This window comes from Pseudomonas sp. BF-R-19 (genome assembly GCF_019956445.1).
In the GTDB taxonomy this organism is placed as follows: Bacteria; Pseudomonadota; Gammaproteobacteria; order Pseudomonadales; family Pseudomonadaceae; genus Aquipseudomonas; species Aquipseudomonas fluorescens_BH.
This window is the reverse complement of sequence record NZ_JAHBDN010000011.1, coordinates 154,277-168,962: the sequence shown is the minus strand read 5'-3', so window position 1 is coordinate 168,962 and position 14,686 is coordinate 154,277. Positions and strand designations below refer to the sequence as shown.

The window sequence follows — 14,686 nt, the reverse complement described above, 5'->3', positions numbered from 1 at the left end:
CGACCGGTGTCGTGAGCTACAGCTACACCCTGAACGATAACGAAGCCCACCCAACGGCCAACGGCACCAACACCCTGCCTGAGCAGTTCGCCGTGACCGTGGTCGATGACAACGGCACCACCGCGACTGGTTCGCTGGACGTCAACATCGTCGACGACCTGCCCAATGGCGTGGACGACAGCAACGCCAATACCGCTTCGGAAACCCAGCTGACGTTGAGCGGCAACGTGCTGAGCAACGACGTGCAAGGCGCGGATCGGGTAACGGTCGGGGAAAGCGCCGGACCGATCACCCCCGGCACTTTCACCGGGACTTACGGCACCCTGGTGCTGAACGCCAACGGCACTTACACCTACACCCTGAACCCCAACGATGCCGACTTCAAAGCCCTGCACGGCGGTGGCGACGGCAGCGAAACCTTCACCTACACCATCACCGATTCGGACGGCGACAGCAGCACCGCCAACCTGGTGCTCAACGTCTACAACAACGACAATCCGGTGACCCTCAACGGCCTCGACGTGTATGGCGGTGAGCTGAAGGTCTACGAGAAAAACCTCAGCGACGGCAGCGCACCGGACTCCACGGAGCTGACCCGGAACGGCACCTTTACCGTCACCGCCCTCGACGGTGTCACGACCCTGGCCGTCGGCGGCATCGCCGTGGTCACCGGTGGCGTGGCCGCCGGATTCCCGCAATCGATCACCACGCCGTTGGGCAGCACGCTGACCATTACCGGGTTCAACGCGGCGACCGGTGTCGTGAGCTACAGCTACACCCTGAACGATAACGAAGCCCACCCAACGGCCAACGGCACCAACACCCTGCCTGAGCAGTTCGCCGTGACCGTGGTCGATGACAACGGCACCACCGCGACCGGTTCACTCGACGTCAACATCGTCGACGACCTGCCAAAAGGCGTGTACGACAGCAATGCTTCAACGGCCTCGGAAACCCAGCTGACGTTGAGCGGCAACGTGCTGAGCAATGACGTGCAAGGCGCGGATCGGGTAACGGTCGGGGAAAGCGCCGGGCCGATCACCCCCGGCACTTTCACCGGGACTTACGGCACCCTGGTGCTCAATGCCAACGGCACCTACACCTACACGCTGAACCCCAGCGATGCCGACTTCAAAGCCCTGCACGGCGGTGGCGACGGCAGCGAAACCTTCACCTACACCATCACCGACTCGGACGGCGACAGCAGCACCGCCAATCTGGTGCTGAACGTCTACAACAACAACGATACGGTGACCCTCAACGGCCTCGACGTGTATGGCGGTGAGCTGAAGGTCTACGAGAAAAATCTCAGCGACGGCACCAGCCCCGACACGTCGGCCCTGACCCGGACCGGGACGTTCACCGTGACCGCCCTCGACGGCCTGCAGACCCTGACCGTGGGCGGCATCACGGTCGTCAGCGGTGGCGTGGTCGCCGGCTTCCCGCAAACCGCCGTCACGCCACTGGGCAGCACCCTGACCATCACCGGGTTCAGCTCGGCGACCGGTGTCGTGAGCTACAGCTACACCCTGAACGATAACGAAGCCCACACAACGGCCAACGGCGCCAACAACCTCATCGAGAACCTCAACGTCGTGGCCACCGATACGGACGGCGACAGCGAGACCGGGCAGATCAACGTCAACATCGTCGATGACCTGCCGAGCGCCAAACCTGACTCGTCGTCGGTAGTGGAGGGCGGCACCGTCAACATCAGTGTGCTGGGCAACGACATCAGCGGCGCCGATGGTCCGGCGACGGTGGTCGGCGTACGCGCCGGCAGCAATACCTCGACGTCGGCCATCGGCGGGTTGGGCAACCCGATCAACGGCACCTATGGCTACCTGACCCTCGATGCCAACGGCAACGCGGTGTATCACAGCAACCAGAATTCGCTCGGCGATGCGGGGGCCACCGATACGTTCACCTATACCGTGCGTGATTCCGATGGCGATGAAAGCACCACCACCATCACCATCGACGTCGCCAACAGCATCATCAAGGCCAACCCCGATAGCGACGTGACGGTCTACGAAAAAGCCCTCGACCTGAGCAAGGACGGGCAGGACCTGGCCGCCGCTACGGTCACCGGCAGCGACCCGGGCAACACTGGCGAAACGGCGTCCGGGACCCTGGTCGGTTCGGTCTCGGGTGGCAGCGGCGCGCTCACCTACACCCTGGTCGGCAGCGCCACCGGCACCTACGGGCAGATCCTGCTCAACCCCGACGGCAGCTACACCTACACCCTGACCTCAGCGCCGAAAACCTCGCCGAATGCCAACGACGGGCCGAACAGCCTGAGTGAAAGCTTCACCTACAAAGCCACCGATGCGCTGGGCAACAGCAGTACCAGCACCATCGTGGTCAGCATTGTCGATGACGTGCCCAAGGCGGTGGCAACGGATCGCTCGGTGGCGGCGGTGGAGATCGATTCCAACCTGCTGATCGTGCTCGACGTCTCCGGCAGCATGGACGACCCTTCCGGCGTGTCGGGTCTGTCGCGGCTGGATCTGGCCAAGCAAGCCATCAGTGCCTTGCTGGATAAATATGACGACCTGGGCGATGTGAAAGTGCAGCTCGTCACCTTCAGCAGCAGCGCCACCGACATGACCTCGGTGTGGGTCGATGTCGCGACCGCCAAGACACTACTGGCCGGCCTCATCGCGAACGGCGGCACCAACTACGACGCGGGCGTGGTGACCATGCAGACCGCGTTCAACACCTCGGGCAAACTGACCGGTGCGCAAAATGTCGGCTACTTCTTCTCCGACGGCAAGCCCACCACCGGCCAGGAAATCGGCACCGCCGACGAGACCGCGCTGAAAGCCTTCCTCGATGCCAACAACATCAAGAACTACGCGATCGGCCTGGGCAGTGGCGTGAGCAACGCCAACCTCAATCCACTGGCCTATGACGGCAGCAGCCACACCGACACCAATGCGGTGGTGGTGACCGACCTCAACCAGCTCAACTCGGTGCTGTCCGGCACGGTGATCGGCGCACCGGTAACCGGTTCGCTGCTGGGCGAGGGCGGCACATTCGGCGCCGATGGCGGCTTCATCAAGACCATCACGGTGGACGGCACCACGTACACCTACGATCCGAGCGGCAACAGCAATCAGGGCTCGCTGAGCTTCAGCGGTGGGCTTAACCACGGCACGTTCAACACCGTGGACAACACGTTGAACATTGCCACCAACAACAGCGGTACCTTGCAGATCAATCTCGACACCGGTGAATACGCCTACATTTCGCAGAAAACCACATCGGTATTGATCACCGAAACCATCGGCTTCACCGCCAGCGACAACGACGGCGACCTGGCCAGCGCCACCCTGACGGTCAAAGTCATACCGAACGCACCGCCAGTGGCCGCCGATGATAACGTCATCACCAACGTGCTCTCGGGCACTGTCGTGGTACCGGGCGAACTGTTGTTGGCCAACGACACCGACCCTAACGGCGATCAACTCTCGGCGACACCGACCTCGTTCAACACCGGCTGGATAGCCAAGGGCGCGGACTTCACCGGCACCGGCGCGATCAGCTTCACCGGCACCAACAACAACCCTGCCAACCAGAGTCTGGCCGACGTGCGCAATGCCTTTGCGGCCAACACGGCAACCATGACGGCGCTGCTGGTGGTCAGTGGCTATCTCGGTTCAGCGAACAACTCCAATGGCAACAATGAAGACCTCATCACGGTCAAGCTGAAACAAGGTGAGACGCTCAACCTCGATCACAACCTGGATGCCGGGCACGTCACGATGGAGTATTCACTCAACGGTGGGGCGTTCGTCAGCATCGCCGATGGCGGCACCATCACCGCCAGCGCGGATGGCACCTACCAGATCCACCTGACCAACATCACCAACCCCGGTAGCGGCAATTCGAATGCGGCGGAAGACTATCAGCTGACCATGACCGTGAATTACGCCGGGGCACACGACGTCACCACGGATTACCACGGCACCTACACCGCCAACGATAACCATGGCGGCAGCGACTCGGCCAACCTGACCATCAGTTATCAGGACGGCCACACCCTTACCGGCACCAGCGGGGATGACGTACTGGTGGCGGGCACGGGCAACAACATCATCAATGCCGGCGACGGCAACGATGTGCTCACTGCCGGCTCCGGCAACAACGAGCTGCACGGCGGCGCCGGCAATGATCTGCTCTTCAGCGGGCCGGGCAATGACATCCTCGATGGCGGCACGGGCATCGACACGGCCAGTTACGCCCACGCCAGCGCCGGAGTGACGGTCGACCTCAGTCTGCTCGGTGGGCAAAACACCCTGAGCGCGGGCTCGGACACCCTGACCGGTATCGAAAACCTAACCGGCTCGAACTTCAACGACACCTTGTCCGGTGACAACAACAGCAACGTGATCAACGGCGGCCTGGGCAACGACATCCTCAACGGCGGGGGCGGCGATGACTGGCTGATCGGCGGCCTGGGCAACAACACCCTGACCGGCGGAACGGGGGCCGATACCTTCCAGTGGCTCAAGGGCAACAGTGGCCATGACGTGATCACCGACTTCACGCCCGGCACCGACAAGCTCGACCTGTCGCAACTGCTGCAAGGGGAGAGCGGCACCACGGCTTCACTGGATGACTACCTGCACTTCACCGTCACCGGCAGTGGGCCGTCGACGGTGACCAGCATCGATGTCAGCGCCATGGCCGGCGCCTCGCCGAACCAGACCATCGACCTGGCCGGCGTCAACCTCGCCAGTCATTACGGTGTAACGCCGGGAGCGGGTGGGGTGATTGCGGGCGGGCATGACACGGCGACCATCATCAACGGCATGCTCAACGATCATTCCTTGAAGGTGGATACCGTGTGACCTGAAAACCCACAAAGAACCCGCCATCCCTGTGAAGGAGTGGCGGGTTTTTTGTTGCCCGAGACAATGGTGAATCTCCGACCAGTGGTAGCAAAACCTGTAATTTCTGACAGTAGCCAGTCTTCTGTAACTGCCTTTTAATCGAGCCAACGATTAGGCAAATCGAGTTTTCAATTTCCTCTGCGCTGCACTTCGAACAGGCGCCGATCATTCTGGATTGGGCGTTGAGTCGCTACGTGGGCTAAATGCCCGATACTGAAAGGAGCTTTGAAATGACCGTCCTAGAAAAACTGTCCACCAAAGAGAAAAGACTGCTCAGTTACAGGAAAAAACCGCGTAGCGCTCCTCTGGAGGATTTGAATCCACCCTCACTGGAAACGATCGCGTTGCTACCGGCAACGACCGATGACCTGGGTAATCAACTTCACTCCAGGGATCAAGGTCTTGAGATGAAGTTGAAGCTCTCACGGTTTCCAGCATCAAACTATCCGGACGGCTCATCCATCACCGTACAAGCACTGTTCAATGACATTCTGGTTGGGAACGTGCTGAACGGAACGACGCCGTTATCGGACGCGTGGTTCGAGCAAACACTGACGGTGCCGGCAGGCCTTACTGCCACCGAGGGTGAGCACAGTGTGCAATATCGTATTAAATATCGACTGAACGAAGACGATTCGTTGCCGCTCATCATCCGGGTAGATACCCAAGCCCCTACACCTGTCACCGAAACCATTGTTCCCCCCAGGATCAAAACCGAGGGCATTACTGCCGAGTACTTTGTCGAGGAAGCTGTCGACCATGTGCTGGTGGGTTATCTGCCGACTTACCCGGTTGCAAAAATCGGCGACATCGTTGAATTCATGGTCAAGGAAGTCGGGAAACCGGACGATCAGGCAACGCTCATCGAGCGCATTGAGCGGATGGACCTTTCGGATCCATTGAGCACGCAAAAACTGACCAAGTCCTTGATCGGGATTGATGAAGGGGAAATCGAGTTATTTGTTTACGTGACCGATCGCAAGGGAAACAAAAGCCTTGCTTCACCGAAACTGAAAGTTGATGTGTCACTTTTCCCTGCACCGGCTGGAGAAGTGGCGACAGTTCCGCTGCATGATGATGACAACATCATTTTATTCGAAGATGCACGCGGGCCTGTGAGCGCCATACTCGACTATGCGAATTTCAAGGCTAATGATAAGTGGCGGTTGGCCGTTGATCAGCAAACGCCAGCATTGGAACCTGATGTTGATGCTGTTCCGTTCTCCCATACATTTACTTACCGCTATCTTTACAATAATAACGATGGCCCAAAGGATGTTGATTTTGAATGGCAAGTCAGGCGCGGCAATAAACTTTATCCCGAAACGCCTCACAGCCGGAAACTGAAAATCGACCTGAGAAAGCCGGGAGAACAACCCGATCCGGATAACCCCGGTTTACCTGGCTCGCCTGATCCAAAACTGCCGCTGATAACGGTTCAGGGTGTGAGCCCGGGAAGACCCAATTACCTGATCAAACAAGACGCGAATTTGGGCGCGATCGCTTTCGTCAATATTTATAAAGGACACAAGGAAAACGACGTCATACAGCTTATTTATCACGGAGTAGCAGTAGATGAAGTCGATGGTGGCATTGTCAAGCTGGACGGCAGCGAAACCGACGCTACAGTACTGCAATTTAGAATCCCCGGCGCTTATATAGCGGGCAACGGAAACAATAAGCAAACACGTGTCGAGTACATTGTCAGTCATGATCAAAATGCCACGGTGGCGCGGTCGAATACGCAATATGTCGAAGTTTATGTTGATGCGATTCCTATGCCGCAGCCTGATTTTGCCATTACTGGCGATGCTGGCGATGGTCCGGAGTTGTATTGCGGATCTTTGAAGCACAATGCAGATTTGGGCACGATGGCCGTTGAAGTCAAGTTCCCGGCAAAAGCAGAGCTGGCAGATACAAAAATTACCTTTCATGTCCAGGGTTACGAAAACACCAACGATGGAAGTGGCAATGCGCCGGGGCTGGTGATACCTGAGGCTGCGGACTCCGTGGAAAAAACTCCAAACGCGGCCGAGGCCTCGGCAGGTTTCAGTGTGTTTTTCACTTATCACGTCTTCGAAAAAATCAAGAACGGTTGGTGTGAAGTCAGTTGCACTGCCAAACAGAATGATTACATCACACCGTCCGGCCCTCGCTCGTTCCGGGTGGGCATGGAACGTCCGGGTGGTGATTTCTGCGCTATTCCATGATCGAAAAAACAAGAGGCGCTTAGGCGCCTTTTGTTTTTTTACGTTTTTCGCTGTGTTGAAAATAGGTTTAGAGGAGGAGGTTTTTTAAGTGCGATTGGAGATTAATCCTACATTTTTTTGTAGGAAGTGACGCTATCTTGCGGCCCCTTCATAGTCCTCCAGTCGGTTTTGTTCGGTGAGGACGGATTGATCAACAGGACATGAACATGACAACTGACAACGTAACGTTACGCCCACCTTTTATTTCAGGTTCCAACGGAATGCTGGCATTAGTGCCGGCGTTTTTTTTGATGAGCTCGTCAGCGTTCGCTGCCGTGCTCGTCGACAACGGATCCACCCTGGATATCGATTCGGCTGCTGCACCTGACAGCTATGCGGTGAAAAACAACAGCACGCTGAACATGACCGAGGCGACCACCCGAAGTATCTATGTCCAGACCGGTTCTACCCTGAACATCAGTGGCGCGACCGTCACCGCTAATCCGGGCCAGGCGGGTATAACCATCAACACCAGTCGAGCGACCATTGATCGGGCGAAGGTCACCAGCGACACCATCGCGTTGCTGGTCAATCGCACCGCCGGAGGAACGTCAGGCTCGACGGTGACAGCGGCCAACAGCGTTTTCAGTGGTGCCACCGCCGGCGCCGCGGTGACAGGTTTCGGTACCCTTGAGCTGATCAACTCCGAAGTTACCGGAACGGGCGCAGGCAGCTCTGGCCTGATCGTCGCGGGGGGGAGCGCTCGTGCAACGGGCAACACTCGTATCAGTGGCGATGCTGCAGGTGTTCGATTTGAAACGAACCCACCCGTAGGCACTGCATCGTTGGTGCTGGACGGCTCCAGCGTAGTGGGCCGCAACGGGCCGGCGCTTGAGGTGGACGACGGTGTCAACGCTACGATCGAGGTGTTGAACGGTTCCACGTTGGCGGGCGGCAATGGCAATCTGCTGGAAGTCCTGGGCGCATCGACGGCAGCCATGAGAGTGGCCGGCAGCGCCTTGCAAGGCAACGTGCAAGTCACCGACAACAGCACCGCCAACCTGACGTTTGACCAAGGCCGGATGACTGGTGACGTAGTGGTCGAAAATGGCTCGACCGCCAATCTCACCCTGCAAAACGGCTCGCAGTTCACCGGTCGCCTGGATAACGTCACTGGCGTCACGCTCAGTCAGTCGAACTGGACCATGACCGGTAATGACACAGTCGGCAGCCTGACCATGGATGGCGGCCGGGTGGATTTCGGTGATGCCGCGGGCGCATTCCGTCAACTGAACATCGAAGCCCTTGAGGGCAGTGGCACGTTTGCCATGAAGGGCGATTTTGCTACCGGAACCGCTGATTTTCTCAATGTGACCGGCGCAGCCAATGGTCAATTCGGGCTGGAAGTCGCGGCTTCGGGCACGGATGCGGTGGCCACGCAACAACTGGCACTGGTGCGTACCGCCAGCGGCAATGCGCAGTTTTCGCTGAACGGCGGCCGGGTAGATCTGGGCACCTGGTCCTACGATCTGGCCAGCGCCACCGATGGCAGTGGCGGTACAGACTGGTTCCTCGACCCCACCACGAAAACGGTCAGCCCCGGTGCCCAGACGGCGTTGGCGTTGTTCCGCACCGCGTCGACCATTTCCTATGGCGAGCTGAAATCACTGGAAAACCGCATGGGCGACTTGCAATCGGATGGCAAATTGCATGGCGTTTGGGTACGTCCCTACGGCAACAAGTACAACGTCGCCGAAGGGGCGGGCGTGGCCTATCAACAGCGCCAACAGGGCGTTTCCCTGGGCGCCGATACTCGTCTGGGTGACGGCCCCTGGAGCATCGGGGTGCTGGCCGGCTACAGCCAGTCGGACATTGATCTCAAAGGCGGAAGCAGCGCAACGGTCGATAGTTTCTACGCCGGTCCATACGTTGGCTGGCAGGATCCGGACAACGGCTACTACGTCGATGGCGCGCTGAAGTTCAACCATTTCCGCAACGACTCAAAAGTCCGTTTGAGCGACGGAACCCGCGCCAAAGGCGATTACAGCAACTCGGCTGTCAGCGCACTGGTGGAAGTCGGTCGCAACATCCGGCTGGCGGATGATTGGCGGGTCAAACCATCCGCCCAATTGTCGGCCTCGGTCATCGAGGGCGCGAGTTATGACCTCGACAATGGCATGGACGCCGACGGCGACCGGACGCGTTCGTTGCGTGCCAAGCTGGGTGTCGCTGCCGGTCGTGACTTCAACATGGCTGGCGGCACCGTTGTGCAGCCATACGGGCGGGTCGCAATGGTTCATGAGTTTGCCAACAATGACAACGTGCATGTCAACGGCAACGAGCTCAACAGCGATTTGTCGGGCAGCGGTTTTGAGGTGGGTGGCGGAGTGTCCGTTGCCTTGGCATCCAATGTACGGGTGAGTACGGACCTCGACTACGGCAAGGGGGAAAATTACGAGCAGCCATGGTCGGTGACGCTGGGGGTGAGTTACGGGTTTTAAAGGCTAGGTATAAAGGAATGAAAAAAACCGCGTTAAGCGGTTTTTTTCATTGTCAGGTACAACGTGTGAAAAGCTTGCGGGTGAACAGGTAAACAACCCTGACTTACTGCTTGTTAAGTAATTGTAATGTACCAGGTTTGCGAAACCTGCTCATTCGCACCTTTCACCTGGAATCTGTGGCCTCCCTTTGATAGTTCACCGATGTCTATCCGGTATTCTCCTATTTCGTCAGCGAGTCTTCTGCTTGCGAAGATGTCATCAACATACAGTTTGAGTTCCGAGTTCTGGTAGGCGCCGGATCCGTAGAAGTAAATCAACCTTCGCTCAGACACACTTCCATTATCTGGAATGGGGTTTCCAGTGTCGTCTGTGACCCTATCAATTTTCAGCTCGGAGTTCGCCACCACGTAAAACGTGCGGGGCGGGCTGGACTCGGTATCCTTGACCTTGATGGTGATGCCATGAAGTCCAAGGGATAATCCGTACTGGCGACGCCAATCGCCTTTTTCATCGGCGGTTGTTCCAGGCATTTGTTGATTGCCATTCCAGACTTCAACTGTATGGTTTGGACTGGCCTTGCCGATAAACGTGAGGCTTGTGTCAGTGGTGTATCCACCTTCCAGAATGGGGGTGTTTTTGGAGTCGAAGATGTTCGTTATCTCCCCGAACGGTGTAACGGTAAACGTGTAGGGTGGGAAGGATGTTTCGCCCGCCCCATACAGGGCCATTGCGGTAAGGCTGACGAACTCGGTAAAAGCGGTTATGGGTTGTACCCACGTGCCCTCACCATTGGCCTCAGGCTCTCCCTGCGACTCAGTACCTTTAAGCAACCGGACCTTCTGTCCTGGTGTGGCCTTGCCGCTGACGGTCAGATGAATATCTCTGGTGGTGGAGCCAGACAGGACAAGGGTGCCCTTGGAATCCTTAACGCTTTCGATGTCCGGTTTGACGTCCTGTTTCCCGGTAGTAATCGTCCACGAATTAGACTCGGCATTGGCACCATAGTCTGCCATCGCGATGAATTCATAACGGGTTTCGTATTTCAGATTTCGAACGAGTCTGGCCCATTTGCCCTTATCGTCGGTCGGTTCCGGCGTCGGGTCGGTGACACCGTTGATCTTCAGCTTGATCCCGGCTGACGGCTTGGCATCACCCCTGACAATGACATGGTTGTATGGGGTACTTCCGTTGTCCTCGATCGGGCCGTCCGAATCGTACACGCGGGTATTGTGCGGCTTGATGGTGGATGCCACGGTAAAGGTGCGGGGCGGGGCGGTGATGTCCCCGTCGCCATAGTTCGCCTCGGCGGCCAGGCTGTAGGCACCGTCTGTCACATCGAGGAGGATTTTCCAGGCACCATCGCCGGGATCGGCCGTTGCGACGGCATCTTTTATGGGGGCGCCGCCATTGAGCAGCTGAATGCTCTCACCGGGCCTGGCATGCCCCTTGATGATCAACTGGTTCTTGTCGGTGGTGCCGTCTTCAGGGACAGAAGGGCCGTCTTCGGACTCGAGGACATCATCCAGGCTCAGCTCGACGTCCACCGCCACGGTAAAGGTGCGCGGTGGGTCGGTCACTTCGCCGTGCGCCTGGGCGGTAAGGCTGTAGGAATCAGGTATCACATCGATAACGATCTCCCACGCCCCATCGAGCCCGGCAGTGGTGGTAGCACCGTTGATAGGGTTGCCGTTATTGAGCAACTGGACTTCTTCACCCGGGCGAGCGAATCCATTGACCGTCACTTCATCCTCATAGGTCGTGCCGCCATCAGGGATCGACCCCTTGGAGTCGGCGACATCATCCAGGCTCAGCTCGACGCCCAACTCCACGGTAAAGGTGCGCGGCGGGGTGGAAATGTCGCCATCACCATAAAGCGCCTCGACGGTAAGGCTGTACGAGCCGAGGCTCACATCAAGTTCGATTTCCCAGAATCCGTCGTCCTCCCGGGCAGTTGTGACTGCTCCAGCGATGTGCCCGTCATGATTGCGCAACTGCACACGTCTGCCGGGCCTGGCATGGCCGCTGACCGTTACCTTATTTTCGTAGGTCTTGCCGCCCTCAGGGATCAACCCCGCTGAATCGGCGACATCGTCCAGGCTCAGCTTGACATCCTCCGCCACGATAAAGGCATAGGGCGGCTTGGAAATTTCGCCCTCGTCATAAAGCGCCTGAGCGTCAAGGCTGTACGAACGGGGGGGCACCTCAAGTTCGATTTCCCAGAATCCGTTGTCCTCCTGGGCGGTCGCCGTTGCTCCGTCGATAGGGGCGTCGTTATTGCGCAGTTGCACATCTTCGCCGGGTCTGGCATAGCCGCGGACCGTAACCTTGTCGTCGTAGGTGGTGCCGCCTTCAGCGATCACCCCCTGGGAATCGGAGACCTCATAAAGAATCAGTTTTACATCCAATACGACGCGGAAGTCGAACACGCCGGACTCTTTGCCATTGGTTGCCCTGATCTTGATGCTGTAGGCGCCAGCGGTGAGTCCATCGAAGGTGAGTTTGAACAGGCCGTTACTATCAACAGTGGCTTTCTTGCCCGTGGGTATGCCGCCGTTGAGTGCTTCAACTTCCATATCGGGAGGTGCGTAGCCGGAGAACTCCAGCGAGTCGCCGTCGTAGGCCGCGCCACTTTCGATCGGACCATCCTTGCCAGTGACTGTGTCGATAATCGGCGTCTCGGTCGCCAGAACGAAAATGTACTGTGTGGAGAAATCGTAGGGTATCTCTTTTTCCATAGCATTAAGGCTGTAACGCTTGAATCCCTGTTGAAAGTCGAGTTTTTTGATCCAGTTTCCTGAACTACCGGTGGTCACATCGCTGATAACGGTAAAGCGATCGCGAATATTGAGCGCCCTATTAGCGCCGGCGGTACCCTTTAATTCCAGGATTGGGTCAAAAGTAACGCTGTTTTCGCTAACGAGAGTACCGCTGCTGTCTCGGATTTCATCGAAGGTTACTGTCGCGGTCTCTTCACCCAGTGTGTCTGGCGTGAGTGCTGAAGTGTTCGGTGGTTTAGCAGTCATGATGATGACTCCGGGCGTTGAAAGGTGAGGGTGCCGGAGTGATTTAAAACCTGGTCTGATAGCTTGCCTACTGTCATAAATAACAGGTGCAGGTCGGTTTCCGATCAATGGTCGAAGTTGCATAGGCTGCCTTGCTACGTTGGCTTCGGCGCCCCGATCAACCGCCCCATCGCCCCGAACACACCCAACTCCCGGATGATCTCCAGTTCCCCTGGCGTCTCGACCATCTCCGCAATCAGCGGCAAATCAATACTGTTGGTCGCGCGAAAGATTGCGTCGATGAACAGCCGCTTGACAGGCTGCTCGTCGATGTTGCGAATGTAAGCCCCATCGATTTTCAGGTACGCCAAGCCCAACTGGGTCAGGTTGCCGATCTGGCTGAAGCGCCCGCCAAAGTGTTGCAGGCCGATTCGATAACCGGTCTTGAGCAATGTGCTGCAAAGGTTCTGCAGCACTTCGGGGGACGGCAACTGTCGCTCGTCGATTTCCAGGGTCAGCAGCGGCGCCAGTTCGGGAAGGGAGTCGAGCAGGTCGAGGATTGTTCGCCATTGCAGCGGGTCGCGCAGGGTGCTTCCGGACAGGCTCAGTGCCAAGGGCCTGCGGTTGACTACCAGGTCGTCCAGCGTGGCTTCGAGCATCGCCAGGTCGAAGCGTGCCGACCAGCCGAGACGCTCGATCCACGGCAGGAAATGCCCGGCGGCAATCGCCTCGCCCTGTGGGTCGAGCAGGCGTGCGAGCACTTTGTGATGCAGCACCTGGCGGGTGTCGGCGCATTGCACGACGGGCTGGAAGTACAGCTGCATTTTGCCTTCGGTCAAGGCGTCGTCGATCCAGGTGCGCCAGTCGTGCTGAGAGTGATTCGGCGCCGTGTCACGATGGCTCAAATAAACCCAGGGTCGTTCGGGATGTTGCCGGGATTCCGTCACTGCCTGATCAAGGCGCAGGAGTACGGTGCTGATCGGCTCACCGGGGCGGTAGGCGACAACGCCCAGATGGGCCACGGGCATGCAATCGCTGGCGCCGGTCAGGCGCAGGTTCTCCAGGCTGACGCTGACATCGGCGGCCAGGCGTGCGGCACTTTCAGCGTCCAGGCCCGGTGTCAGCAGGCTGAATTCGCCGCCACGATTGCGCGCCGCCAGCCAGGTTCGACGCTCCGGCAATTGAGTCAGGCGCTTGAGCAATTCGCCCACGGCAGTGATCAGCGCGTCAGTCCGTTGGCCACCCAGGCGTTGGTTGAGGCCGTTCAGGTCGTTGATTCGCAACATCAGCAAATGGCCATCTCGGCTCTGTTCGCACACGCGTAAATGGTCGGCCAGTTGCTCGTCGAGCAGACGCCGGTTGGCCAGGCCGGTGAGGCTGTCCAGATAGGATTCGGCCCGCAGTTTTTCGCTGCGTGCAGCCTCCTCGACGAACAGCGCCTTGAGCTTCTCGACCATCTGGTTCATCGCCAGCACCACCCGTTTCAATTCCGGTGTGCGCGGCAGTTTCGGCAGGCTGAGAAATTCGCGTTTGCTGATGGCCTCGGCTTGCCGGACCATGCTGTCGAGTGGGCGAAATTGCCGGCGCAGCATCCATCCTCCGATCACGGCGCTGAACAGCCCGCACAACAGCAACCAGATCAGGCTGCCGAGGGTGCTGTCCCAGAGCCTGGCCAGGGCGAATTGCGGATTGCTCAGCACTTCGACCCGTGCCAGTTGTTCCCAGCCGCGCATGATCAAGGCATCGCCACCTTCCGGGCGCAGGTCGACCAGGTTGACGAACCAGTCAGGCACACCGTCGATTTTCGTCGGTGCGCTGCGTTCCACCAGGGTTTGCTGATCCTTGAGCCTGATGACGCGGATGCTGCTGAAATAGCCGCTGTCGAAAATCGAACTGACCATCAGCTCCATCATTGCCGGGTCATCGACCTGCGCCGTCAGCGACAGCCCCAGCGCGGTGGCCGCGTCCTGGGCGTGGGCGCGCAGTTGGCTAAGCGTTTGTTCGCGGGAGCTTTCCATGCTGGCAAAAAAACTGCCGCTGAACGCCACCAGCAGGAACAGGCAGATGGCCAGGAACAACTGTTTACGCAGTGTCAT

At 58.3% G+C, this 14,686-nt stretch carries 5 protein-coding genes; 3 read left to right on the top strand and 2 right to left on the bottom strand.

Going from position 1 to position 14,686, the window contains the following annotated elements; genetic code table 11:
- From KGB28_RS01015 to KGB28_RS01005, 3 genes are all read left to right on the top strand, one after another.
- The coding region (locus KGB28_RS01015) for a beta strand repeat-containing protein (RefSeq protein ID WP_223441292.1) at positions 1 to 4,856 on the top strand (4,856 nt) is incomplete at its 5' end.
- A gap of 272 nt (positions 4,857 to 5,128) precedes the next feature.
- Positions 5,129 to 7,108, top strand: a complete 1,980-nt coding sequence (locus KGB28_RS01010; protein ID WP_223441279.1) for a hypothetical protein — start codon at positions 5,129 to 5,131, stop codon at positions 7,106 to 7,108.
- A gap of 290 nt (positions 7,109 to 7,398) precedes the next feature.
- On the top strand, positions 7,399 to 9,588 hold the full coding sequence (locus KGB28_RS01005; RefSeq protein ID WP_223441277.1) for an autotransporter outer membrane beta-barrel domain-containing protein: 2,190 nt from the start codon (positions 7,399 to 7,401) through the stop codon (positions 9,586 to 9,588).
- Between the two features lie 113 nt (positions 9,589 to 9,701).
- On the opposite strand, the gene KGB28_RS01000 is transcribed toward KGB28_RS01005, so the two are convergent.
- On the bottom strand, positions 9,702 to 12,611 hold the full coding sequence (locus KGB28_RS01000; protein WP_223441276.1) for a carboxypeptidase-like regulatory domain-containing protein: 2,910 nt from the start codon (positions 12,609 to 12,611) through the stop codon (positions 9,702 to 9,704).
- A 134-nt stretch (positions 12,612 to 12,745) separates the two neighbouring features.
- The gene (lapD, locus tag KGB28_RS00995) at positions 12,746 to 14,686 is read right to left on the bottom strand and encodes a cyclic di-GMP receptor LapD (RefSeq protein ID WP_223441265.1); all 1,941 of its coding nucleotides are present in this window, start codon (positions 14,684 to 14,686) and stop codon (positions 12,746 to 12,748) included.

Bases quoted from the DNA above. Each gene is read 5' to 3' on its own strand.
- lapD (WP_223441265.1), bottom strand. From the start codon at position 14,686: ATGACACTGCGTAAACAGTTGTTCCTGGCCATCTGCCTGTTCCTGCTG.
- KGB28_RS01005 (WP_223441277.1), top strand. From the start codon at position 7,399: ATGAGCTCGTCAGCGTTCGCTGCCGTGCTCGTCGACAACGGATCCACC.
- KGB28_RS01010 (WP_223441279.1), top strand. From the start codon at position 5,129: ATGACCGTCCTAGAAAAACTGTCCACCAAAGAGAAAAGACTGCTCAGT.
- KGB28_RS01000 (WP_223441276.1), bottom strand. From the start codon at position 12,611: ATGACTGCTAAACCACCGAACACTTCAGCACTCACGCCAGACACACTG.